Below are 25,138 nucleotides of genomic sequence, written 5' to 3'. Positions count from 1 at the left end.
CGTATGGGCGTATGGGCGTATGGGCGTATGGGCGTATGGGCGTATGGGCGTATGGGCGTATGGGCGTATGGGCGTATGGCGAGCGCAAGAGCTCGACCTCCCGACGCCCCGACGCCCCGACGCCCCCCGAGGCCATACTCCCGTCCGCCAAGTCCCCCTTGCGTAATTGACCACAAGGCACGCAGAATGCCGCATAGGAGCGCGATCGTTACAAGAGCGTTCCCGATGGTCCCATCACGCCATACGCAGGAGGTGGCCCATGAATCAGTCCGAAGAAGCTGCGCTCGAGAATTACCCACACGGGCGCGGTTACGGACACGATTACATGCGCGGCGGAGAAGTGCTCGGCGGCTACGGCTATGCCGAGCGGGACGAATACTCCAAGGCCCGCGGAGAGCTGCACGAGGCATCGAGCCCGGCAGACGACGCGATCGGTCAGTCCCGGCAGGACACGCGAACGTAGCGAGCGTTGATCGCGGGTGAGGCCGCGACAAGAGCTCGCAATTTTTTTCTCGCAGCGCGCGGAAGGGACCACCGCGCGCTGTTGTATTTGTGGTGTGTCGCGGCGGGACGAAAGTGGCGCGCCGGAACCCATGACCACGGACAAACGGCGGACAACGGCGGAAAGGCACGGAGACGGCGTGAACTGCAGTCAACTACAGTTCAATGATTTTTTCTTAAACCCCCTCAGGACGCTTTGATTCGCACAGCATCCTGAGGCTCTTCGAAAAAGCATTCGACTTGGAACGCCGTTGTGGCACTGTTTGAACGCCGTCTCCGTGCCGGTCCGCCGTTGTCCGACGTCCGTCCGTGGTAGCGATTTCCAAACGTTCCGGATAGAGTGGCGTCCGACGCGCGAGAGCCTCAGGCCGAGAGAGCCGCCGCCACCCCGGACGCATCGATTCCCTTCGCCCGGCACGCATTCACGAACTGTGATTTGTCCGCCGCGCTGATGTACGCGTCCGCCAACTCCACCTGCCTCGTCTCGACCAGCTCGATCAACGCATCGTTGAGCGTGTTCATTCCGAGCCGCTTCGAGGTCTGGATGATCGAGCCGATCTGAAAGGTCTTCCGCTCGCGAATGAGATTCGCGACGGGCGCCGTATTGAACAACACCTCGCGCGCCGCCACGCGGCCGCCGCCGATCTTCTTGCACAGGGTCTGGGAAATCACGCCGCGGAGCGAGTCGGCGAGCATCACGCGAATCTGCTCCTGCTGATCCGCCGGAAACTGATCGATGATGCGATCGATCGTCGTCGCCGCCGTCGTCGTATGCAGCGTCGCGAAGACGAGATGGCCCGTCTCGGCCGTCTCCAGCGCGATCGACACCGTCTCAAGATCGCGCATCTCTCCGATCAGCACCACGTCGGGATCCTCGCGCAACGCGGCGCGCAGCGCCGTCTTGAACGAGCGCGTGTGCATGCCGACCTGGCGCTGCGACACGATGCAGCGCTGGCTCGGATGCACGAACTCGATCGGATCCTCGATCGTCACGATGTGATCGCTCCGCGTCCGATTCACCAGATCGAGCATCGCGCACAGCGTCGTCGACTTGCCGGAACCCGTCGGACCGGTGACGAGCACCAGTCCGCGCGTGAGCGCGCACAACCGCTGCACCTCGACCGGAAGCCCGAGCGCCTCGACCGTCACTACGGCCGGCGGAATGCGGCGATATACCGCCGCCGTGCCCGCGCGCTCCCTGAACGCGTTCGCGCGGAAGCGCGCGCAATCAGCAATCTCATATGCGAAGTCCGTATCGCACGTCTCCGTGAACTCGGCGCGATTGACCGCGGGCATGGTCGCGTCGACGAGGGCGGCCACTTCGTCCGCGCGCAGCGCCGGCCAATCCGTGAGGCGTTCGATCTCGCCATGGCAGCGCAGCATCGGCACGTCGCCCGCGCGCAAATGGAGATCGGACGCGCCGCGCGACACCGTCAAGCGAAGCAGCTGGTCGATGCGCGACCGCGCCGGCGAATCCATCGCGACATCGAGCTTGCCGCCAATCGACGCAGCGCGTATGCTCGGCTCGGCCTCGAGGTCGTCGCCGACGAGCGCCAGCGGGGGCACCTCGGCCGCGCCGATGCGCACGTGCCAGCGTCCATCGCTCACCTCGGCGCGCGTCGCGAAGACGCCCTCGCTCGACACGTACGTGAACTGCGCCGGTGCCCCGCGATCCAGGTGCAGCGCCCATTCCGGCGGCGCCACCTCACGAAGCAGCGAGACGATCTGCGGACCGGTAAGCGGGGTGCGCGTGACCGGCCGCGCGTCGCCGGTTCCCGTCGCTTCGTATCGCGCCGGGTTGCCCTCGTCGAGCGTCAGGACGCCCGCTTTGTTGCCCGCCATGACGGCGAGAAGACGATCGAGTTGGGCCATGAAATTGATGCGCCTGATGCACGTGCTGCGCGATCCATCGTCGCCGGCCGAGCGTCATCGGTGTCGGACCTGCGCGATCTGCCGCCGGTTGACCAGACATACGCCGTTCGGCATTCGCAGACGAAGAAATCGCTCGTGGTCGCCGCCGCCGTTCAGAAAGTCGAGCAGGCGTGGACGATCGGCGCGCGTCTCGAGACGGATCGTGCCGCCGACCACGCTGCCGTCCGTGCAGTGAATCTCCACGGACGCCAGCGCCACACCGTCCATTTCAGTATCGGCCGCCCGTTCCTCGTACTGAACCCGGATGATCTGATCCTTGGCGACGAGCGAGAGATTTCGGCCGTCCATGTCGACGGGCAGAAACGCGTCCGACTCGTTGAGCAGATCGAGCGGCTCCTGCGGCCCGGAGTGGTAGCGGGCGGTGGGTTGCAGGAAAATGTCCCCGTGAAGCCGCTCGCCGCCCGCCATCACCAGCGACACGCGGCGGCGAACCTTCTCGATCCGGTACTCGCTCGGCCCACTGGTCATCGGCGAAGCGTCACGGGCGTTACGGGTGAAGGTGGAGTTGCTCTCGCTCGAATTGCTCGTCGGCTTCGAGCTGAATCGTCACGTGATGAATGCCCAGCTCCTGCAACACTTCGTGCGCGCGCTCGAGCACGCGCTGATGGCAGGTGCAGTCGCGCACGATCGCATGCGCGCTGAGCGCGATCATCCCGGACGTCACGGTCCACACATGGAGATCGTGAACGGATTCGACGTCCTCGATCGTTTCGAGCTTCTGCCGCACCATGTCGAGCGCGATGTGCGCCGGCGCCGCCTCGAGCAGCACGTTGACCGACTCGCGCACCAGACGCCACGCACCGGCGATGATCAGCACGGTCGTGACGAGCGAGGCGATCGGGTCGGCGCCGGTCCATCCGGTCATGCGAATGACGAGCGCCGCGACGACGGTGCCGCCTGACGCGAGCATGTCGCCGAGCACGTGCAGATACGCGCCGCGAACGTTGAGACTTCCCTCGCGCACCCCGTGAAGCATCCACACGGCGCCGCCATTGATCACGAAGCCAAGCAGCGCGACGCCGAGCATGAGGCCACCAGCGACAGACTCGGGATGCTTGAAGCGCACGATCGCCTCGACGACGATCCACGCCGAGATGAGGAGCAGCGTCGCGCCGTTGATCAGCGCGGCGAGGATTTCCCAGCGCAGATACCCGAACGTCTTCTCCGCCGATCCCGGTTGCCGCGCAAGCCACGCGACGAACAGGGATAGACCGAGCGCGCCCGCATCGGTGAGTACGTGACCGGCGTCGGCGAGCAGTGCCAGCGAGTTGGCAAGCCAGCCGCCGGCCCCCTCCGCGATGAGGATGATGACGGTGAGCACCAGCGACCAGGCGAGCGCTCGCGTCGACGCGGCGTGATGGTGCGCGTGATCGTGGCCATGCGAGTGACCGTGGCCATGATCGTGCGCGTGGTCGTGTCCCGAGCCATGCAGATGCAAATGCGGCATATCACTCCATCAGGAACGGACTCGTCGAATGATCGGCGTGTCGAAGGATCGACGGCTGCGGTCGATCCGCGTAAGTTTTCTTAGTGCTACCTCGTCTGATCGCCATTGCCGTTCTGCTGGTGCTGAACGGATTCTTCGTCGCCGCCGAGTTCGCGTTGGTTCGCTCGCGCCGGACGCGCCTCGAATCCATGGCCCGCACGGGCGACTGGAAGGCTCGGCTGGCGTTGCGTGCTGCGTCAAATCTCGCTCGGGTGTACTCCGCGAGCCAGCTTGGCGTCACGCTGGCGAGCCTCGCGCTCGGCGCCTTGGCCGAGAGCGCTCTGGGCGACTGGTTTGGAGCGCGGCTCGGCAACCTCCCGTGGATCATCGACGTGTCGGTGCGCGTGGGCGTCGGGGCGGCGATCGCGCTGGCGGTGGTGACGTTCTTTCACGTCGTATTCGGCGAGCTCGTGCCGCGCGGGATTGCGCTGTCGCATCCCGAGAACGTCGCGCGCTGGACGACGCCACCGCTGCTGGCGTTCGGATGGCTGACCAAGCCGCTCACGTCGGTGCTCACCCGAACGTCGGACGTGGTGCTGCGCCTGATCGGACAAAAGGCCGTGAACCCCGAAGAGAACGTGCACTCGCCCGAAGAGCTGCGCATGCTCGTCGAGCAGAGCCAGGAGGTAGGCGTTCTACAGCCTCAGGACGCGCACCTGCTCGAGGGGGTATTCGAGTTCTCTGAAAAGAATGCGCGCGAGGTCATGACGCCGCGCACGGAGATCGACGCGCTCGACGTCACGGCGACGCTCGACGAGACGCTGGCGCTCGTCGAGGAGAGCGGGCGCTCGCGCTACCCGGTGTACGAGGAAACGATCGACAACATCGTGGGCGTCATCCTCGCCAAGGATCTGATTCCCATCCTGCACACGCGGCCCGCGGACTACTCGCTGCGCGATCTCATGCGGCCCGTGCACGTGGTGCCGGGCCAGCGCGAGGTCGAGGACGTGCTCGCCGACTTCAAGCGCCTCAAGGTGCACATGGCGATCGTGCTCGACGAGTACGGCGGCACCGCGGGACTCGTGACGATGGAGGATCTCCTCGAGGAGATCGTCGGCGAGATTTTCGACGAGTACGACGAGCCGCTCGAGCATCCCGAGCGCGAGGGAGCGGATCTCGTGATCGTGCCGGGCGCGACGAACATCGACGAGCTCAACGAGCGGTTCGGGCTCGACGTGCCGACGGACGACTATACCACGATCGGCGGGTATATCTTCGGCGCGCTGGGCCGGCTGCCGATTGTCGGGGATCGAATCACCGCCGGGGGAGCGATCTTCACGGTGCGGCAAATGGAAGGTCGCCGCATCGAGACGCTCGCCGTCGATCTGCACTCGGCGGGCGATCGTCGGGCCAAGGAGCGCGCGGCGTCGAGCTAGTGTCGTCGCACGTTCGGTCGCCTTTGAGAGCGTACCGCGGCCGCGCGGCCCGGACGCTGCGCGAACAGCGCGCGAATTGCTCCGCGCGTCATCCCGAGCCGCAAGCGAGGGATCTGGCATCCCGGTCGAGCGGCCGGCCAATCCGCACGGACGGCAGATTCCTCGCTGCGGTCGGAATGACAACGCGAGCGAAGGGCCGGGGATGTCTGGAGGCGAGGCGTGGCAATAGTGCCCGGCTGTATCGGCACTATTGCGCTCGCTCGCCGGAAGACATCCCCGGCCCTGAGCGTCCGCTGCGCCCGGAGCGCGGACGGACGGGCGCAACACACCTATTTCGTTACGGCCCCTCGCGGCAACAACACATCGAGATCGGCAAGCTGCCACGCGTTCACGGCCATGATCGTCGCCGCCTGCGCCACATCCCCTGGCACCGTATTGTCGTAATCGTCGATCTGCGAGTGGTGCGTCCAGTTGTACCCGCGCGTCAGCTGATCGTAGTTGAACGCCGGCACACCATACGGCAGAAACGACAAATGATCGGTGCCGGTCTTGTTCCCCGACGACACCACCAGATTCGATCCGCCGAGCGTCGCCACCGGGGCGAGCATTGTCTTCCACATCGTGCGTAGATCTTCGCGGCCTTGCAGCGACATTCCCGTAATGCGTCCGGTGCCATTATCGAGCACCAGCACCGCCTGAACCTTGTTCAACTCCTTCGTATGCTCCGCGACGTACGCCTGCGATCCAAACAGCCCTTCCTCTTCGCCGGAGAAGAGCACGAATCGGATCGTCCGCTTGGGCTTCACGCCGCTCGCCTCGAGAATGCGCATCGCCTCGAGCACCGCAATGGCACCCGCGCCATTGTCCGTGCCGCCGGTCGCGAGATCCCACGAGTCGAGATGCGCGCCCAGGATGACGACTTCATCCGGATGTTCGCTCCCGCGAATCTCGGCGACCGTGTTGTACGCCTCCAGCGGATCGCGCGTGAACGAATTCTTGATGTCGGCCTCGATGCGTACGGGCACACCGCGCCGCGACAGCCGAATGAATTGATCGTAGTTCTCCTGCGCGATCACGATCTGCGGCAGCGAGGAGATCGCCGACGGCGAGCCGCTCATCGTGAGCAGACCAAACTGCTTGCCGCCGTCGCGAATGAGTCCGGCGGGATGCTCGTACGCCGCGAGTGCCGTGCGGATCGCGAAGAAATGCGTTTCGTCCGGGTTGCGCGCGAACACGCTCCGGCGAAGGCTGTCGAGATGTGCGGAGTCCGCGTGCGTCACCGGCGGCGCCGCGGGATTCTCGTTCGCGTACGGCAAGCCCATCATCACCCACTTGCCGGCCAGCTTTCCCTTGAACCGATCGTTGAACTCGGCCTCCGTGCGCGCGTCCATGAACACCACGTCGCCCGCGAGTGGGCCGTTCGTGCCCGGCGACCACGCCCACGACACGCCGATCATCTCGCGCCGCTGCGGCGCGAGCATGCGCAGCGTCATCGGGCCGCGCGTCCAACCGACGCCGAACTTCCACGCCTCGAGCGCCGTGCGATCCGCGCCATACTCGGCGAACTTCTGCTGTGTCCACTCGTTGGCGCGGCGCATCTCGGCACTGCCCGTCAACCGCGGACCGATGACGTCGAGCAGATATTCCAGGTCCGCATCGGCATGCGAGCGATGCATCCCCTCGTCGACGAGGCGCGCGACGACGTCGTCGTTCGTCGGTACGACGACTGCCTGCTGCGCCACCGGCGCTTGCGCGCTCGCCAGGGTTGTTGCGCCAAATGAGGCAAGCAGCGCGACCACCGCGACCGACCTTCGAATCATGCGACCGCTCCTTGAGTGCGTTCCCGCGTCCGGCGCACGATCTGCGCGCACAGGACGATCGATTCGATCATGCTGGACGCGTCGGCGACGCCCTTCCCCGCGATGTCGAGCGCCGTCCCGTGATCGGGCGAGGTGCGCGGAAACGGAAGGCCGAGCGTGACGTTCACCGCGCCGCCAAATGCGGCGACCTTGATGGCCGTCATGCCAACATCGTGATACGGCGCGATCACGGCGTCGAAGGCGCCGCGCATCGCGCGCACGAACACCGTGTCGGCTGGAAAGGGACCGGCGATTCCCGCGGCTTCGGCGGCGGGTCGTAGCACGTCCTCGTCTTCATTGCCGAATCGTCCGCCGTCGCCCGCGTGCGGATTGAGCGCACACAGCGCGATGCGCGGCTCGGGAATGCCGAACCACTCCTGCAATCCTTGGCGCGTCACCTTCGCGGCGATCGCAATCGCTTGTGGAGTGACAGAAGCGACGACGTCGCGCAGCGCGATGTGCGTCGTCGCCAATACGACGCGTAGCGGATTCACCGCGTCGCCGCGTGGCCGCGTGGCCGCAAGCATCATCGCCACGCGGCGGCCGGTGAGCGACGCGAGCATCTCGGTGTGACCGGGATATCGGTAGCCGCCGTTCAGCAGCGCGAGCTTGTCGATCGGCGCGGTGACGATGCCGTCGACCGATCCTTCGAGAGCCAGTGCAACCGCCCGTTCGATCGCGCGGCCCGCGAATCGTCCGGCATCCGCCGCGCCGCACGGTGGCGCGCATTCGCCCGTTGCTTCGTCGACGTCGATCCCCGCGCCGTGCGGGCCGACCAAGATGAGATCGGCGGCATCGCGCACCTCGCGCGACGCCGCCGCTCGTCCCACGATCTCCGGTCCAATCCCGCGCACGTCACCAAGTGTGACTGCCAGACGAGGCCGGCGATCGGAATCCGCCACGCCGACTACGGCCGCTTGGCGTCGTCCGCGTCGGCCTCATCGAGGCGGATCGCGACGTATGTCTGTTTGCGCAACGTGTCGACGTAACGGCGGACACCGCCTCGCAACGCGAGATCAGCGCGCACCGCCGCCTTCACCTCGTCGAGCGTGCGTTCACCGCCCTCGGTCACCGTGAGCAACTGCGCCACGACGAACTTCGGCACGTCCGGCCGCTGCGCCGGACCTGGAATCTGAAACGTGACGATGTCGTTCGGCTTGTGGAGCAGAAATGCTTTCTGATACTGCACCGGCAAGCTGTCGCGCGGATACGGATCGAGAATGCCCGTCTCCTCGTTGCCCGCGTAGTCGTGGTACTTCTTGGCGAGCGTATCGAACGGAACGCCGGACTTGAGCAGCGCGGCGACACTGTCCGCCAACTTGGCCGTGCGCGCGATATCCGACGAATCGATCTTCGGCACGATGAGAATCTGTCGCGCCTTTACCTCGCCCGTCTGCACGCGATCGACGCGCACGATGTGAAACCCATACGGCGTCTCGAATACCGGGCTCACCTGCCCGGGCTGCAGCGGCGCGCGGAACGGGCCGCCGAAGAGCCAGACGTCGAAGTCGGCGACCATCCGGCCGCGGCGGATCCACCCGAGATCGCCACCCGTCTCCTTCGACGCGAGGTCCATCGATTCGCGCTTCGCGATGCGGTCGAAATCGCCGCCGGCGCGAATCTGCACCAGCAGTGACTCCGCCTTCACGCGAGCCGCTTCCTTCGCCGCCGCGCTCGCCTGCGGCATGATTACGATCTGCTTGAAAGTCACCGCCGCTGGCTTCGGACCAAGGAACGGCTTCTCCTTCTCGAACTCGGCCGCGACTTCCGCGTCCGTCACGTTCACGGGAATGATCTTGCCGTCCTGCTGCAGCTTGCGCAGCACCTTCTCGTGCGTGTACCGGCGGCGCAGCTGGTCCATCAGATAGCGGCGGTATTCCTCGGGCGTGCCCATGCCGGCCTTCGCGAGCGCATTGCGGAACTCCGTCTCGTTCGTGAAACCGGCGCGCACGTTCTTGACCTGGTTGTCGACCGCCGGCGTGATGTCCGCGTCGGTGACTTCGACCTTCAGGTCCTTCGCCTTCTGAATGAGCAGCTCTTCTTCGACCATGTCGTTCAGCGCGTCGCGCTCGATGGTCAGGGTGTCCTCGCGCGTCTTCGGCGGCGGCACCTCGCCGCGCTGAATCTTGGCGAGATACGCCTCCTGAAGATCGAAGCGCGTGATGAGCTGGTCGCCGACCACGGCCACGATGCCCTCGAGCGGCACCGGCTTGGTCGGCGCGGCTGCCACGGGCTGCTGCGCCGACAGCGAGGCGCTCAGCGCGAGCAGTGACGTGGCGAGAAATTGTGTTCGCATACGATCGGAATACCCACCAAGAGGGACTGTTGGTCCCTAGAAACTGGTTACGGCTTCTTCGGACCAGTCGGCGCCGGCTGAGCCGGCTGGGCCGGCGGCGGCGCTCCGCCCGGCGGACCACCCATGCCCGGAATCGGAATCTGCGACTTCGGCTGATTCGCCGCTCGCGCCGAGTCGGCGCTCGCACGGACCCGTCCGGCGGCAACCACCGCGCGATCGATGCCCGCCTGATTGACCGACGCCTCGTACTTCGCGTCGAGCAGCTTTTTGAGCGGCGCCGGCGCGTTCAGCACCTGTGCCTGGCCCGCCATCATCCGATCGAGGTACGCATCGACGCGCGACGCGGCGAGACGCTCCTTCTCCGCCGTGCTCTTCGCGCTGTCGGCGAGCTGCTTCGGATCGACGCCGAGCTGCTGCCACACCGTCGTCACCATCTGATTGAACGACTGGTACATGTTCGCCTTCTCTTCCGGCGACACGTCGAAGTGCGCGCTGTCGGCGCGCTTCAGCATGACCTGCTGCACGGCGATCTGCTTCACGAACGGCTTGAGCACCGAGTCCGGCGCCGTGGGAATGCGCGTCATGATCTGCTGCTGCGGCGGAAACGTCTCCAACCAGCCGAGCATGTCGCCAACGGTCAGCGTGCCGCCTTTGTAGGTGGCCAGCGTGCCCTTGTCGGTGCGATGCTTGTTCGCGTCCTTCACCGCGTCCTTGAGCATGGCCGGCGCATTGCCGGCCACCGTGATCGCCGCGGTGGTTTCAGCCTGGGCGACGTACTTGTCCATCGCCGTGCGCTGCGCGGTCTGCGCGTACTGCGCCACGAAATCCTTCTGCGCTTCAGCCCACGGCAGACGCTGAATGATGTGGTAGCCGAAGCTCGTCTCGACCGGTTGCGAGATCTCGCCCGGCTTGAGCGCGGCGGTCGCGTCGGAGAACTGCTTGATCATCATCTGCTTCGGGAAGACGCCCAGGTTCCCCTTGTTCTGCGCCGCCGAGGGATCGCTGCTGTACTTCTTCACCAGGTCCTCGAAGTTCGCGTTCGTCACCTGCGCGCGAACCATGTCCGCCTTCTTCTTGAGTGAATCCTTCTCGGCCTGCGTCGCGGGGACGCCCGGATTCTTGAAGCCGATCAGGATGTGCCGCGCGGCGAGGAGATCGCCGGCCGCCTGGTTGTACGCCGCTTCATTCGCCGAGTCGACCTTGATGGTCTTCTGCACCGAGTCCATGAAGCGGTTGACCCGCTGCGCGTTCGTCAGCGGCGCGATGGCCGCATCGATCGCCTTTTTGTCGTTGAGCGAATCGCCATGCGCCGCGGCGTAGGCGAGCTGCTGATAGCTCGTCCAGATGTCCGTGATGATCGCGGCGTTGTCGCGCGTGACCGGGACCTGGATCTTCGCCTTGCCGAGCAGGTCGGCCAGCCGGGTCACCGACAGCTCCTGCGAGCCGGCGCGGGCGACGACGTCGACGTGCGCGGTGAGAGCTTCCTTGAGGCCCTGACACGCGGTCAGGACCGTTGCGCCGGCGGCGAAGCCGATCAATAAGCGAGAGCGCATGAAATGCTGGGGGCTTTTGTGTTAAGGGCTAGGTGACGAGGCCGCGAAGCGCGCGAACGAGACCGTCCAGCATCGGGGCGCCGCCAAGGCGGGTAAGCTTTAACGACAGCGGAACCGCTCGGCGGACCTCCGCTTGGAACTGCACATCGTGAAATGCCGCGGACAGGCCTTTCACCCTGGGCGCGGCAGAATCTCTAAAGGTAATACGAGCCTCGTCGCCACGCACCAGGATGCCCTCGATCCCCATCGCCCCGCCGATGACCCGCAGCTGAGCGAGCGCAAGCATGGCCTCGGCTGGTGCCGGCAGAGGGCCAAACCGATCGCGGAGCTCGAGCCGCAAGGCCTCGATGTCAGCGGGGTGTTCGAACCGTGCCAGCCGCTTGTAGACGTCGATCTTCGCGTCCTGCGAGACGACGTAGTCATCCGGCAGGTAGTTCGGCGTATCGATCGTGACGTCCGAGGGCACGAGCTTGGGCGCGGCGTCACCGCTCATCAGGCGACGCACGGTCTCCTCGAGCATGCGGAGATACATGTCGAAGCCCACCGCATGCACGAATCCCGACTGTTCGGCGCCCAGCAAATTGCCGGCGCCGCGCATCTCGAGATCCTTGAGCGCAATGCGATACCCCGCGCCCAGCTCCGTGTGGTGCTCGAGCACCTGCAAGCGGCGCTCGGCGTCGGGATCGACGGAGTCCGGCACGAGCAGATAGCAATACGCCCGGCGATGCGACCGTCCGACGCGCCCGCGCAACTGATAGAGCTGCGCGAGCCCGAAGGTGTCGGCGCGATTGACGAACATCGTGTTGGCGTTCGACACGTCGAGGCCCGACTCGACGATCATCGTCGACACGAGCACGTCGATGTCGCCGCGCATGAAGGAGTGCATGCAGTCCTCGAGCTCCTTCTCCTTCATTTGCCCGTGCGCCACCGCGATGCGCGCGCGCGGGACGATGCGCTTGATGTGGTCAGCGATGGCCTGGATCGTTTCGATGCGGTTGTGGACGAAGAACACCTGGCCGCCACGATCCAATTCGCGTGATACGCCCTCGTCGATGAGACCATCGTCCCAGGGCTCGACGTAGGTCAGCACCGGCGAGCGATCGCGCGGCGGCGTCTGCATCAACGTCATGTCGCGGAGCCCGGCGAGCGACAGGTGCAGCGTGCGCGGAATGGGCGTCGCGGTGAGCGTCAGCACGTCGGTCTGGAGCTTGAGCTGCTTCAGCCGCTCCTTGTGCTTCACGCCGAACCGGTGCTCCTCGTCGATCACGATCAGTCCGAGCTCCTTGAACTGCACGTCGGGACTTAGTAACCGATGGGTACCAATTACGATGTCGATCTTCTTTTCCGCAATCTCGACGAGTATTTGAGATTGCTCTTTCGCGCTTTGAAAACGCGACAGCGCGGCGGTTCGAATCGGAAAATCGGCGAGCCGCTCGCTGAACGTGCGCTGGTGCTGATCGGCCAGGATCGTCGTCGGCACGAGCACCGCCACCTGCTTGCCCGACTGCACGGCCTTGAACGCCGCGCGGACGGCAATCTCCGTCTTGCCGTATCCGACGTCGCCCACGAGCAAGCGGTCCATCGGCCGCGTGCTCTCCATGTCCGCCTTCACCTGCGTCGTGGCGGTGCGCTGGTCGGGCGTATCCTCGAAGAGAAATGCCGACTCGAGCTGCCGCTGCCACGGCGTGTCCGGCACGTGCGGCGGACGCGTCGAAATCTTTCGCCGCGCGTAGAGGTCGAGCAGCTCGACGGTCATCTCCTGAATCGCCGCGCGCGCCTTGTCGCGCTGCGCCGCCCACCGCTTTCCGCCCAGATGATGGAGTCGCGGCGGCGGCGAATCCTCCGAGACGTCGTCGGCCGAGCGGTAGCGCTCGAGCTGATCGATGCGGTAGAGCGGCACGTTGAGGCGATCCCCGCCCTCGTACTCCACGACCGCGACTTCGATCGTGCTCTGCCCCACGAAGATGGTCTCGATCCCGCGATAGATGCCGACGCCATGCTCGAGATGCACCACGAAGTCGCCGTTCTTGAGCGTCATCGTGTCGAGCGCCGCGCTGCCGCTGATGTACCGCCGCGCGCGACGAATGCGCCGCTCGCGCCGGAAGATCTCGTGGTCGGTGAGAATGCGCAGACCGTTGAATCCACCGGCCGGCGGCACGATGAAGCCGCCATCGAGCACGCCGATCGACAGCGCGGCGGGCGACGGTCCGATGAACTCGTCGCTCAACAGCTCATCGAGTCGTTCGCATTGGCCTTCGTTGTCGCACAGAATCACGGTCGGCGTGCCGTCGCGCACCAATCGCTTGAGCTGCTTGATGTCGCGATCGACCGCCTCGGGCGAGCGAAGCGGCAGCGTGACTTCGGCGGCACCGTCAGCTTCGACCGCCGTGAGCGTTCCGAGCCGGCTCAACGCGGCGAGCGTCGTCTCCGGCGTCTCGAAGAGCTCCTCGCGCCGGATGATGTCTTCGCCGCGCTTCCGCGCCAGCTCGATGTGGTGCGCCGCGTCCTGCCACGTGCGCCGCAGTTCCGGCTCGATGTGCTCGCCCCGCGGCACGATCAGCAGCGTGTCCGGCGGAAAGAGCGTCGCGATCGACGCGCGATCGTACTCGCCGCCCGCGTCTTCGCGCACGTGGCCGTCCACGGGAAGAACGAGCGCGTAGTCCACGGCACGGCTCGAGCGCTGGGATACCAGATCGAAGTGCCGCAGGTCGACAATCTCGTCGCCCCAGAATTCGGCACGTACTGGTTCTGTCATACCAAAACTATAAACGTCGAAGATGCCGCCCCGAATGCTGAACTGCGCGACGTCTTCGACGAGCGTCACACGCTCGAAACCGATCGCCTCGAGATGGTCGGCGAGCTCGCGCAGCCGGTACGACGCCCCTTTGCGGAGCTCGACGCGCAGATCCTTGAGCGCGCGCGGCATACGCGTCTTCTCGAGGAGCGCCCGCGCGGTGGTGAGCAGCACGCGGAGCTCGCCGCGCGTCAGCTTCTCCAGCGTCTCGACGCGCTCGCCGGCGATCTCCATGTGCGGTTCGGCTTCACCAAATCCTTCCCGCGCCGGGTAGAGCGCCAGCGGCGTCTCGTCGCCGAACAGCGTCTCGAGGTCCGCGAGCCAGCGTTCCGCCGCGCCGACGCCTTCGGCCGCGATCGCGAAGAAGCGCGTCGGCAGGCGACGCGCGAGCGCGGCGACCAGCACGGCGTCGGACGATCCCGGCAGGCCGCCGACGGACAAACGGCCGCCCGGCGCCGGGAGCGTATTGAGTATTCTTTGAAATGCCGGCAGTCGCTCGACGGCATCCAGCAGAGCGTCGAGCGCCATCAGGCGGTTCGCCGCCCAAGGAACCCCGGATACCGCATGCGCGCGCCGATGGCGATCGCTTCGACGACGAGCATCAGCAGGGCAAACAGCAGGACGGGCTGAATGAGCGAGCGCCGCGCCGCGCCGCGAAAGGCCATCGCGGCCCACGTGGCCGCGTCCTGCGCGACCGACGCATGCCGGCCGCCGAGGCGTGCGCGGAGATCGCCGGCGGTGTATCGCTCGAGCGTGGACTCGTCCGGCGGCGGATTCACGACGACCGCACCCACGCGCGTCGTGCCGCGCAGCAGGAAGAACGTCCCGGCGCGCGCGGGAACATCGAGTGTTTCGCCAAGCGGCGTCGGTTGGCGGTCGCCGAGTTGGATGGCGTCGGCCCACCGAGGCCTCGGCAGTGATGCGCCGGGCACTGCATCGATCACCTGTCCGGGATCGCCGACGAGGCGTTCGGAAAGCACGCCGCCCAGCCACGGAACGAACGTGGCGCGCACGGGGAGCGACGTTGCATCCGGCGTGAGTGGAGAGCCCACGATCACATAGCGCGGCCCGGCGACGATCCATGCATCGCGCCCGACGACGGCCAGCGTTTCCGCCTGCGCGCCGGCTTGCGAGACGAGATCGAACCGCGAGCTGACGGTGACCGCGTCGAAGCCCGTGCCGTGCGCCGGCGCCTCGCCCAAACGGCGCGTGCCGAAGCGCCACGGAATGCCGGCGCGCTCGAGCGCGCGATTCGCCGCGCCAATGCGTACGGGATCGGTCGGCGCGGTAATGAGCGCCGGCAGCGTCGAGACTTCGTCGCCGGGAACGACGTTGATATCGTGCCCGTCGGTCACGCGCTCCGACGCGCGCAGCACGTCGATGGCGTTCTTGATGAACGGCCCGGCCGCCGGCGACACGTTCACCCCCGGCGCCGATCCAATCCACACCGCGAAATGACGAATGTTGTCGGCCGTCAATTCGTCAGGCTCGAGCTCGACGGTGCCCGCGACCCAACCGCGCTCCGTCGGCGCGGCGCGCAGCGTCACCTCTTCGTTCGGCGCCGCGGTGCCGCGGCCGAACGTGCGGCCGTTGAGCGTCACGCGGTACGTCGTCGAATCGTGCGAGAGAAATCGCGTCGCGACGGCGCCGCGCGGCGTCCAGCGCGTCGGCCGCGCTTCGGCGAGCGTCACCGCCCGATTCGGCGGCGGCGCCGTGGTCGGTGCGTACACGACGATCTGCGCGTCACTGGGCGGCGTGACATGCGCCCATTCGGAGCGCTGGCCGTCGGTGACGAGGGCGACCTGCCGCGCCTCGAGCCCCGAGCCGCGCAGCACACCGGTGGCACGGGCGAGCGCACCGGCAGGGTCGCCCGCGCCGGCAATCGCTTCGATGCGACCGACTTCGTCGCGCAGCACGCCGACCGTGCCGCCGCGCACGCGTCCGTCGATCGTGACGAGCCACAACCGGTCCGACGCGTTCGCGCTCGAGAGCACGTCGCCCGCCATCCGCTTGAAGTCGTCGAGCAGCGGATGGCCGTTCACGACCACGGAGCTGCTCATCGAGTTGTCGACGAGGATCGCGACCGCGGTCGGCGCGTGGCCGGAGCCCACCCAGCGAGCGACGGGCCGCGCGGCGGCGACGGCGATCGCCAGCAGCGCGAGAATGCGCAGCAGCATCAATAAGAGATTTCTAATGCGCAGCGTACGGCTGTGCTCACGCTCGGCCCGCGCGAGGTAGCGCGCGGCTGGAAACTCCACCTTCGCCCCCATGCGGCGGCGCAGGAGATGAATGAGGAGCGGGACGGCAATGCTGGCCGCGAGGGCGAGATAGAGGGGGGCAAGAAAGCTCATCGCATGTCATCCCGAGCGAGCGGAGCGAGTCGAGGGACCCCCTTCTCCGCGGTGCGCTGCGTGCGGCTCCTCCGCCGGGACGGGGGTCCCTCGACTCCGGCGCTACGCGCCTCCGCTCGGGATGACATGAGGAGCACCCCCACGCGAAGGCGCTTCACGGCAACGCCTGCCGCGCCGCGAACGCGCGCCGGAGCGGAACGCCGAACGGTGCATCCGTGGAAATCACCTCGTAGCCAATTCCGAGCGCGCCGAACATGCTGCGCCACTCGCCGATCACTTCGTCGACCGTATTCTTGTATGCCGTGCGCACGTCAGCGATGCTCGCGGGCACCGACAGGTCGCTCTCCGGATCGACGAACAGCGCCTCGCCGCTCGACGGCAGATCGCGCTCCGCGGGATCCATCACGTGCAGCACCGTGACGTCGTGCCCACCGGCGCGCAGGCCGCGCATCGCCCGCTCGACGTCTTCCATGTCCATGAGCAAGTCGGAGATGAGCACGATCATTCCGCGCCGGTTGATGAGGCGCGCCGCCTGATGCAACGCGTCGGGCGCGCTCGACGCACGGCCGATGCCCGGCTCCTCGAGCGCCGCGACGACGCGCCGCCACTGCCCGTGGCGGGCGCGGGGTGGAATCGAGGAGCGTACGCGGTCGTCGAAGCGCACCAGGCCCACGGCGTCGCGCTGGCGCAGCAGCAACAACGCCAGCGCCGCGGTCAATCGCTCGGCGTACTCCAACTTGGTGAGACGGCCGTTCGCGCCCGGCTCCGCGGCACCGCGAAATTGGGCGACGCGCGCGCCGCTCCAGTCCATCGACTTGCTGACGTCCAGCACGATCGTCGAGCGGAGGTTGGTCTCTTCTTCATATTGCCGCACGACCCACCGGTCGGAGCGCGCCGCGATCTTCCAATCGACGTAGCGCGGGTCGTCGCCAGACTGATAGGCGCGATACTCCGCGAACTCCACCGAAAATCCCTTCCGTGGGGACCGGTGAAGCCCTGACATGAAGCCGTCGACGATCCAGCGGGCGACGATCTCGATTCGACCCAATGCCGCAAGGCTCGCCGGGTCGAACAGGTCGGCGCGAGTAGAGTCTAGCATCGGTCATGCAAACCTAATTGGAGGTTCTCGGCCAGGGGTCCCCCGAGAGGCCCCTCGGAGGCCCCTGGCGTTCGGTCAGCGAAGCGTCAGATTGCCTCGTAGCACAAGAGACAGGCGCATCAAGAAAGTCTTGACAGCGGTACAGTGTATGCTTATTTGTATACACACACGCAAACGGAGCCGAATCATGCGTCCACGGCTTGTCGCAGTCTCGGTTGGCGTCCTCGCTCTGGCGGGTGCATGCGCCACGTCCACGGGTTCCGGCACGGGTTCCGGGTCGCCGACAGCGTTCGGCCCCACTGCGGAGCGACGACCAGTCACGACCGCGGAGCGCGACTCGATGGCCGCGCAGGCGATCGCGGATCGTGAAGGACCGCACGTCAGCGTTCGCGCCGAAGTGACGCAGGTCAGCTCCAGCCGACGAGTGCGCGCGGCGTTCAACGTCGAAGACGATTCCTACGTGATGATCGGCCAGGTCGACGCGGGCGGTACCGTGCGCATCGTCTTCCCCACCGATCCGCGCGACGATGGATTCGTGCGCGGCGGCAAGCGATACGAGACGGCGGATTTCTTCGCCGGCTTCACCAATCAATTCCGCTATCGCTTCGATTACTCGCGCTACTACGCGGGCTCCTACCATCCGGACGCATATGACGGCGGCGTCGGATACCTGTTCATCGTGGCGTCGTGGCGGCCGATGCACTTCGACAAGGTCTCGAGCGACGGCGTGTGGGACAGCTTCGATCTCGCCGATGAGCAATCGCTGCGCGATCCCAAGCCCGCCATCTACGAGATGGCCGCTCTCCTCGCCGGAGAAAATCGCGAAGCATATACGGTGCAATTCGCCAGGTATTTCAATACGCTCAACAGCGCGCCGTACAGCAGCTACTCGTCCTTCGGCTACGGCGCCGCGCAATGCGGATTTGGCTACGGCGTCAGCAACGCCCTCTCGACCGGATGGGGCGCAAGCCCGTTCTCGTCGATCGCCTTGGGCATGTTCGGATTCGAGATCGCGAATGGACTCGATTTCTCCTATCGCGGCTCGAACTACCTGTATGACTCGGTCGGCGACTGCTACTATCGCTCGCCGATCTACGTCGGCAACCCGTTCACGATCGCGAGCGTACCGCCCGCTCCACCGTCTCGCCCGCGCACGATGACGGCCACCGACACGCAACGCAATCCGCTCGAGCCGGGCAAGCCCACGGGACGGCAGCACGGCCAGGTGACGGCGCAGGACGTGGGCGCCTCGGGAAATGCGCACTTCTCGCCGACGTATCGGCAGCGTGGATTGATCACCGAGGAAGAGGGACTCACGAGTCCGCGCCGTGCCGACCCGCATGCACAACCGATCGACGGCAGCCACACGCGCCCGACGATTCAGCAGATGGTCGAGCGCCATGCGCAGGACGCGAGCAACGCGGGTAACAATGAAGGTTGGTCGCGCGCATTCCGCGGCCAGGCGAGCGACGCCGGCAATCGCGGCTGGTCGCACGCCGCGAATCAGTCGGGTGGCAGCAACAGCACCAACGGCAGTAACAGCGGCTACAACCCGCCGCGCATGCGGACCGAGAACAGTGGTCAGGGCTCGACCTACACCAATCCGCGCGGCGACACCGGATTCAATCGCGGTTCGGGTGACATCAATCGCGCGCCGGCGACGCGCTCGGAGCCCACGCCTCGCATGGAAGTTCCGGCGGCGCGCGTTGCTCCGCCGTCGCCTCCGCCGGCACCCGCACCGGTCGCGCGGTCTGAACCCGCATCATCCTCGTCCTCGACGGGCGCCGGCGGCGCGCCGGTCAAGCCGCCCGCGAAATAGCGAGTCGCGCGAACGAAGCGCATTTGTCATCCTGAACGAGCGCAGCGAGTGAAGGACCCCTGTCCCCGGAGAGGACTCCTCCGTCGGGACAGGGGTCCTTCGGCGTTTCACGCCTCAGGATGACAGGGCGCCTTCGCGCGAAGACGGTGCGCTATATTCCGGCGGCACAACCAGTTCCCGCCTTTCGCCGTCTCTTCCGTTGAGTCCGCTTTGACTGCCGTGAAGCTCGATCACATCCGCAACTTCTGCATCGTCGCCCACATCGACCACGGGAAGTCCACGCTGGCCGACCGGCTGATCGAGTCCACCGGCATGCTCCAGAAGCGCGAGATGAAGGAGCAGGTGCTCGATACGCTCGACCTGGAGCGCGAGCGCGGCATCACGATCAAGCTCAACGCCGTGCGGATGACGTACACGGCGAAGAACGGGCAGAGCTACGAGTTCAATCTCATCGACACGCCGGGGCACGTCGACTTCACGTACGAAGTCTCGCGCTCGCTGGCGGCATGCGAAGGCGCCATCCTCGTCGTCGACGCGTCGCAAGGTATTCAGGCGCAGACGCTGTCGAATCTCTTCCTCGCCATGGACGCGGGGCTCGAGATCATTCCGATCCTCAACAAGATCGATCTGCCGGGCGCCGAGCCGGAGCGCCGGAAGCAGGAAGTGCACGATCTGATCGGCACGCCCCTGGACGAGATCATTCTCGTGAGCGCCAAGGAAGGAATCGGAATCCCCGAACTCCTTGAAGCGATCGTTGCACGCGTCCCCGCGCCGCGCGGCGACGCAAAGGCCCCCCTGCGCGCGCTGATCTACGACTCGTACTACGATCGGTATCGCGGCGCCATTCCGAGCGTGCGCGTCGTCGACGGGGTGATCGCGAAGGGCTCGAAGATCAAATTCGCCGCGGGGTCGGGGCAAGTCTACGAAGTGGCGGAAGTCGGCTACAACCAGCTGCGCCAGGTCACGGCCGACGAGCTCGGGCCGGGCGAAGTCGGTTACGTCGTCGCGAACGTTCGGACCGTGAAGGAGACGCGTGCTGGCGATACGGTCATCGACGCGCTGGGCCCTTACGTCGAGCCGCTGCCCGGCTACAAGGACGTGCACTCGATGGTGTTCTCCGGCCTGTATCCGACGGACACCACGCAGTACGAGACCCTGCGCGACGCGCTCGAGAAGCTCCAGCTCAACGACGCGTCGTTGAACTACGAGCCGGAAACGTCGACGGCGCTGGGCTTCGGTTTTCGCTGCGGGTTTCTCGGACTGCTGCACATGGAAATCGTCCAGGAGCGGCTCGAGCGCGAGTTCGATCTGGATCTCGTCACGACTGTTCCAAACGTTGAATATCACGTGTATCATACCGACGGGACGATGGAGCTGCTGGAGAGCCCGGCCAAGCTGCCCGACCCCGGCGTGATCGACCGCATCGAGGAGCCGTACGTCAAGGCGCGCATCATGGCGCCCGCCGAGTACATCGGGCCGATCATGACGCTCGGCACCGAGCGCCGCGGCGTCTACAAGAACATGACGTACCTCGACACCAGCCGCGTCGAGTTCGACTGGGAGTTTCCGCTCGCCGAGATCATTTTAGACTTCTTTGATAAGCTGAAGACGATCAGCCGGGGCTACGCCAGTCTCGACTACGACATGCTCGAGTACCGCGAGTCGAATCTCGTGAAGCTCGACATGCTGATCAACGGCGATCCGATCGACGCGTTCTCGGTCATCATCCACCGTGACAAGTCGTACGAGTGGGGCCGCAAGATCGCCGACAAGCTGAAGGAGCTCATTCCGCGGCAGCTGTTCGAGGTCGCCATTCAGGCGGCGATCGGCAACAAGGTCATCGCCCGCTCGAGCGTGAAGGCGCTGCGCAAGGACGTGCTCGCGAAGTGCTACGGCGGCGACATCACGCGAAAGCGCAAACTTCTCGAGAAGCAGAAGGAAGGCAAGAAGCGCATGAAGCAGGTCGGCGCGGTGGAGATTCCGCAGGAGGCGTTCTTGGCGGTCCTTCAGGTCGAGTAGCGCGCATGTCATCCCGAGCGTAGCGAGGGATCTCCTTCACGAACGAGGAACCTTCTGACCTCCCTCGTCATCCAAACCTCCTTCCTCGGCGACATGGTGCTGACCACACCATTGATTGCCTACCTCGCCGCGCGAGGACCGACCGACGTGGTCTGCACCCCGGCGGCGAGCGCGCTGCTCTCGAACAACCCATACGTTCGCGAGACGATCGTCTACGACAAGCGCGCGGCGGACCGCGGAGTCGGCGGCTTCATGCGTCTGGCCTCGACGCTGCGCGCGCGGCACTACGACGCGGCGTACCACGCGCAGGGTTCGTCGCGCTCGAGCGCCTTGAGCACCGCGGCGCGCATTCGCGATCGCGTCGGCTTCGCGACGTCGGCGGGGCGCCTGCTGTACACGACGAGAATCGCGCCCATCGACAACATGCATCACGCCGCGCGCCTGCTGTCGCTCGGCACGCGAGATCCGCTCGCTGCCATGCCGCGCGAGCAGCTGCGGCCCCGACTCTATCCCGGTGAATCGGAGCGCGCGGCTGTCGATGCATTGCTCGGCGCCGCACGGGGCGATCGGCTCGTCGCGCTCGCGCCCGGCAGCGTCTGGGCCACGAAGCGCTGGCCTTACTACGCCGAGCTCTCCGCGCTGCTGCGCGATGATGCGAGAATTGTCATCGTGGGCGGCGAGGGGGATCGCGAGCTCGCGACCGCGATCGTCGCGGCGACGAACGGCCGCGCGATCGACGCCACTGGAAAGTTGTCGCTGCTCGCGTCGGCCGAGCTGATCGGCCGCTGCGCTCTACTGGTCACGAACGACTCCGCGCCGGATCATCTCGCGTCGGCGATGAACACACCCACCGTTGCCGTCTTCGGTCCAACGGTGCCGGAATTTGGATTCGGCCCTCTCGCCGAACGCGCGGCGGTCGCCGGCCACCTCGGTCTGGCTTGCCGCCCATGTGACAGACATGGCCCGCAGAAATGCCCGCTAGGCCATTGGCGGTGCATGCGCGAAATTACGGCAGCGCACGTCGCCGATCTGTCGCGCACGATCCTGTCCTCCTGACCGACATCCTGTCCGCTCGAGCGACATCCTGTCATCCTGAGCGACATCCTGTCATCCTGAGCGAAGCGAAGGACCTTTCCGAATGGCCGCCAAGAAGAAGTCGTCGCAGCATTACATCGTGGGCGTCGATCTCGGCGGCACCAACATCGTCGCGGGCGCGATGTCGGCCGATGGAAAACACAGTTACGGAATGCGCTCCATTCCGACGAGCGCGGAGCTGGGCGCCGAAGGCGTCGCGGACCGCATCGTCGGTTTGATCGAGGGCGTGATTCTCGATACGATGGCCGCGACGGACGCACATCGGGGCGATTTCATTGGCGTCGGCCTTGGCGCACCAGGCCCGCTCGATCGCGAGAAGGGCATCGTGATCGTCGCGCCGAACTTGGGCTGGCGCGACTTTCCGCTGCGCGATCACATCACCTCGCGGCTCCACTTGCCCGCGACGCTCGACAACGACGCGAACTGTGCGACGGTCGGCGAATGGTGGCAGGGCGCCGCGCGCGGCGGCAACATCGTCATCGGCATGACGATCGGCACGGGCATCGGCGGTGGACTGATCATCGACGGCAAGCTCTTTCACGGCGCGTCGGATGTCGCGGGCGAGATCGGCCACACGACGATCGATCTCAATGGCCGCCACTGCAAATGCGGCAACTATGGATGCCTCGAGGCGTACGCGTCGGGGCCGGCGATCGCGGTGCGGGCGCGCGAAGTCCTGGTTCGCGAAGAGACGGCGTCGCTGCTGCCGTCGCTCGTGAACGGCAACCTCGACGCGCTCACCGCCGCCACCGTGTATGACGCCGCACAGCGCGGCGACGCGGTGGCAAGCGAGATCGTGCGCGACACGGCGCGCTACCTGGGCGTTGGTATTGCCAATTTGCTCAACATCATCAACGCCGACGTCGTGGTCGTGGCGGGCGGTGTTCGCGCGGCGGGCGACGCGCTCTTCGTGCCGCTGCGCGCCGAGGTGCGGCGGCGTGCGTTCCGGCCGGCGGTCGAGGCGACGCGGATCGTGCCGGGCGAGCTCCCGGGAACCGCGGGCGTGGTCGGCGCGGTGGCGACGTTCAAGATGGAACATGTCGGGGAGCTGTGACCAGCGGTCATCCTCGGTCATGAAGCGCGTCGGCGTCATCGGTTCGATCGTGTGGGACGTGATCTACGGCCGTCCGCCGCACAACACGAAAATCGAGGAGTGGGGCGGCATCACCTACGCGCTCGGCGGTCTCGATGCCGCGCTGGCCGACGATTGGTCGATCGTGCCGATCATCAAGGTGGGCGACGATCTCGCCGATCGCGCGACGCGCTTCACCCAATCGCTCGAGCACATCGCCGACGACGCGGCGCTCATCGCCGTGCCGTATCCGAACAATCGCGTCGAGCTGCGCTACTACGACGACGAGCGCCGCAGCGAGATTCTCTCGGGCGGCGTGCCCGGATGGACGTGGCTCGGTCTCAAACCCGTCCTCGAGAGCGCGCGTCTCGACGCGCTCTATGTCAATTTCCTGAGCGGATGGGAGCTCGATCTCGAGACGGTGCAGCTGATCAGACAACACTTTCGCGGACCGATCTACTGCGACCTGCACATGCTCGCGTGGGCCGTGCAGCCGGATGGATTGCGAACGCTGCGCCCCATTCCGAACGTGCGCGAGTGGTGTGCCTCGTTCGATTTTCTCCAGGTGAACGAGGACGAGATGTCGATGCTCGCGCCCGATCCGATGGCGCTGGCCGCGACCGCGTTGCACGAAGGCGTGAAGTCCCTGGTCGTGACGCTCGGAAAGAAGGGCGCCGTCTATTTCGCGCCGTCTGATTTTGATTCGATCTCTGATCTCCGTCACGCCCATACGCCCACACGCCCGTACGCCCATACGCCCATCAAAACCTCTCTCATTCCGGCGGAACACATCACAAATCACGGCGACCCGACAGGATGTGGAGATGTCTGGGGTGCAACCTATTTCTCCAGGCTGCTCGCCGGTGATAACTTGAACGCCGCCATCCTCGCCGCGCATCGCGCCGCGGCGCGCAACGTCGGGCACCGGGGTGCCACGGGCCTCGCGAACCATCTCAGAGGAAAGATCAGCCTCACGTGACTCACGTCATCACCGTTCCGCCCTCGCTCGACGACCACTCCTTCGAACAGGTGCTGGAGCAGGTGGCTCCTCTTCCGGCCGACACCAAGATTCTCGTGGACGCGCGGCATGCGCGCTGGTCGTCGCCGTATGGTCTCACCGCGCTGTTGACGCTCGCGCAGACGCGCACCGAACGTCCCGCGCTGGCCGTGCCGGAACTGGAAGAGACCGCGTCGTACTGGGCGCGCGCCGCGTTTTTCCAGCACGCCGAGTCGTTGTACGATCTGCATGGCAGCTACCCAAAGCGGCGCGACAGCGGTGAGTCGAACTCGCTCCTCGACATCACGCCGATCACCAAGAGCGACGACGTGCACGACGTCGTCGGCCGCGTGCAGGAGCGCGCGCAGAAGATCATCAAGAACGAGCTCAAGCTCGAATCGAAGGCGATCATCGGCTTCGCGATGACATTGTCCGAGGTCTGCCAGAACATCATCGAGCACGCCGGACAGGGCGGTTGGGTGGCGGTGCAGAGCTATCGATGGACGAAGCGTCTCGGGCGGCGCGTCGTCGTGATTGCGGTGTGCGACGCCGGGCTCGGCTTCCGTAAATCGCTCGAGACTACGCCGGGACACATGCCGAGCTCGCGGTGGGACGACGCCGCGGCGCTCGAAGAGGCGGTGATTCGCGGCGTCAGCCGGTTTCGCGACCGCGGCCGCGGACAAGGGCTCGCGGGCGCACGCAACTACGTTGGACGTTGGAACGGAAAATTGTCGGTCCGAAGCGGCACGGCACGTATCTCGATCGTCCCGAGTTGGGACGACGATGTACCGCTCGCCGAGCAGTTGCCGCCTTTCCAAGGCAGCCAGGTGCAGGTCATCATTCCAGAAGGCGTTTCCGGGGCGTGACTATGGATGAAGAATTCCGAGGC

Annotated in this window: 18 protein-coding genes; 8 read left to right on the top strand and 10 right to left on the bottom strand. The window is 66.1% G+C overall.

Annotation, left to right across the window (positions count from 1 at the left end; translation table 11 throughout):
- Positions 1 to 259 precede the first annotated feature (259 nt).
- Positions 260 to 463, top strand: coding sequence for a hypothetical protein (locus tag VN706_04620; GenBank protein ID HXT14888.1), 204 nt, complete (start codon positions 260 to 262; stop codon positions 461 to 463).
- Positions 464 to 864: 401 nt separating this feature from the next.
- Here the strand turns inward: VN706_04620 and VN706_04615 are convergent, their stop codons facing one another.
- From VN706_04615 to VN706_04605, 3 genes are read right to left on the bottom strand one after another with little or no spacing between them, the layout of a single operon-like run.
- Entirely contained in the window at positions 865 to 2,373 is a 1,509-nt protein-coding gene (locus VN706_04615) for a PilT/PilU family type 4a pilus ATPase (protein HXT14887.1), read from the bottom strand.
- Between the two features lie 54 nt (positions 2,374 to 2,427).
- Positions 2,428 to 2,901, bottom strand: a complete 474-nt coding sequence (locus VN706_04610; protein HXT14886.1) for a hypothetical protein — start codon at positions 2,899 to 2,901, stop codon at positions 2,428 to 2,430.
- Between the two features lie 19 nt (positions 2,902 to 2,920).
- Positions 2,921 to 3,880 carry a cation diffusion facilitator family transporter gene (locus VN706_04605; protein HXT14885.1) on the bottom strand — a complete coding sequence of 320 codons (960 nt, stop codon included), beginning with the start codon at positions 3,878 to 3,880 and terminating at the stop codon, positions 2,921 to 2,923.
- Positions 3,881 to 3,963: 83 nt separating this feature from the next.
- Between VN706_04605 and VN706_04600 the strand changes: the two genes are divergently transcribed.
- Positions 3,964 to 5,295, top strand: coding sequence for a hemolysin family protein (locus VN706_04600; protein HXT14884.1), 1,332 nt, complete (start codon positions 3,964 to 3,966; stop codon positions 5,293 to 5,295).
- A gap of 329 nt (positions 5,296 to 5,624) precedes the next feature.
- Here VN706_04600 and VN706_04595 read toward each other — a convergent pair whose 3' ends face one another.
- From VN706_04595 to VN706_04565, 7 genes are all read right to left on the bottom strand, one after another.
- Positions 5,625 to 7,115, bottom strand: a complete 1,491-nt coding sequence (locus VN706_04595) for a M20/M25/M40 family metallo-hydrolase (GenBank protein ID HXT14883.1) — start codon at positions 7,113 to 7,115, stop codon at positions 5,625 to 5,627.
- Positions 7,112 to 8,056 carry a 4-hydroxythreonine-4-phosphate dehydrogenase PdxA gene (locus VN706_04590; GenBank protein HXT14882.1) on the bottom strand — a complete coding sequence of 315 codons (945 nt, stop codon included), beginning with the start codon at positions 8,054 to 8,056 and terminating at the stop codon, positions 7,112 to 7,114. Before VN706_04590 ends, VN706_04595 begins: the two co-directional genes overlap by 4 nt.
- 5 nt (positions 8,057 to 8,061) lie before the next feature.
- Complete coding sequence (locus VN706_04585; protein ID HXT14881.1) at positions 8,062 to 9,450, bottom strand: peptidylprolyl isomerase; 1,389 nt, start codon at positions 9,448 to 9,450, stop codon at positions 8,062 to 8,064.
- Positions 9,451 to 9,497: 47 nt separating this feature from the next.
- Positions 9,498 to 11,003 carry a peptidylprolyl isomerase gene (locus VN706_04580; GenBank protein ID HXT14880.1) on the bottom strand — a complete coding sequence of 502 codons (1,506 nt, stop codon included), beginning with the start codon at positions 11,001 to 11,003 and terminating at the stop codon, positions 9,498 to 9,500.
- Between the two features lie 28 nt (positions 11,004 to 11,031).
- Positions 11,032 to 14,325, bottom strand: coding sequence for a transcription-repair coupling factor (mfd, locus tag VN706_04575; protein HXT14879.1), 3,294 nt, complete (start codon positions 14,323 to 14,325; stop codon positions 11,032 to 11,034).
- Positions 14,325 to 16,148, bottom strand: a complete 1,824-nt coding sequence (locus VN706_04570; protein HXT14878.1) for a VWA domain-containing protein — start codon at positions 16,146 to 16,148, stop codon at positions 14,325 to 14,327. Before VN706_04570 ends, mfd begins: the two co-directional genes overlap by 1 nt.
- A 154-nt stretch (positions 16,149 to 16,302) precedes the next feature.
- Positions 16,303 to 17,247 (bottom strand): DUF58 domain-containing protein, encoded by a 945-nt coding sequence (locus VN706_04565; GenBank protein HXT14877.1) that lies wholly within the window; start codon positions 17,245 to 17,247, stop codon positions 16,303 to 16,305.
- 187 nt (positions 17,248 to 17,434) lie between these two features.
- Here VN706_04565 and VN706_04560 point away from each other — a divergent pair, with 187 nt between their 5' ends.
- The 6 genes from VN706_04560 (at position 17,435) to VN706_04535 (ending at position 25,115) form a co-directional block, all read left to right on the top strand.
- A complete protein-coding gene (locus VN706_04560) occupies positions 17,435 to 19,066 on the top strand; it encodes a hypothetical protein (protein ID HXT14876.1) in 1,632 nt (543 codons plus the stop codon).
- A 219-nt stretch (positions 19,067 to 19,285) separates the two neighbouring features.
- Complete coding sequence (gene lepA / locus VN706_04555; GenBank protein ID HXT14875.1) at positions 19,286 to 21,085, top strand: translation elongation factor 4; 1,800 nt, start codon at positions 19,286 to 19,288, stop codon at positions 21,083 to 21,085.
- Between the two features lie 54 nt (positions 21,086 to 21,139).
- Positions 21,140 to 22,141, top strand: coding sequence for a lipopolysaccharide heptosyltransferase II (waaF, locus tag VN706_04550; protein ID HXT14874.1), 1,002 nt, complete (start codon positions 21,140 to 21,142; stop codon positions 22,139 to 22,141).
- Between the two features lie 82 nt (positions 22,142 to 22,223).
- Positions 22,224 to 23,234 (top strand): ROK family protein, encoded by a 1,011-nt coding sequence (locus VN706_04545; protein HXT14873.1) that lies wholly within the window; start codon positions 22,224 to 22,226, stop codon positions 23,232 to 23,234.
- A gap of 19 nt (positions 23,235 to 23,253) precedes the next feature.
- Positions 23,254 to 24,231, top strand: coding sequence for a carbohydrate kinase family protein (locus VN706_04540; GenBank protein ID HXT14872.1), 978 nt, complete (start codon positions 23,254 to 23,256; stop codon positions 24,229 to 24,231).
- Positions 24,228 to 25,115, top strand: coding sequence for an ATP-binding protein (locus tag VN706_04535; protein ID HXT14871.1), 888 nt, complete (start codon positions 24,228 to 24,230; stop codon positions 25,113 to 25,115). Before VN706_04540 ends, VN706_04535 begins: the two co-directional genes overlap by 4 nt.
- The last annotated feature ends 23 nt before the right edge of the window (positions 25,116 to 25,138 follow it).

The organism is Gemmatimonadaceae bacterium (assembly GCA_035606695.1).
Lineage (GTDB): Bacteria > Gemmatimonadota > Gemmatimonadetes > Gemmatimonadales > Gemmatimonadaceae > JAQBQB01.
The sequence above is the reverse complement of the archived record's forward strand: the minus strand, read 5'-3'. Positions and strand labels throughout refer to the sequence as shown.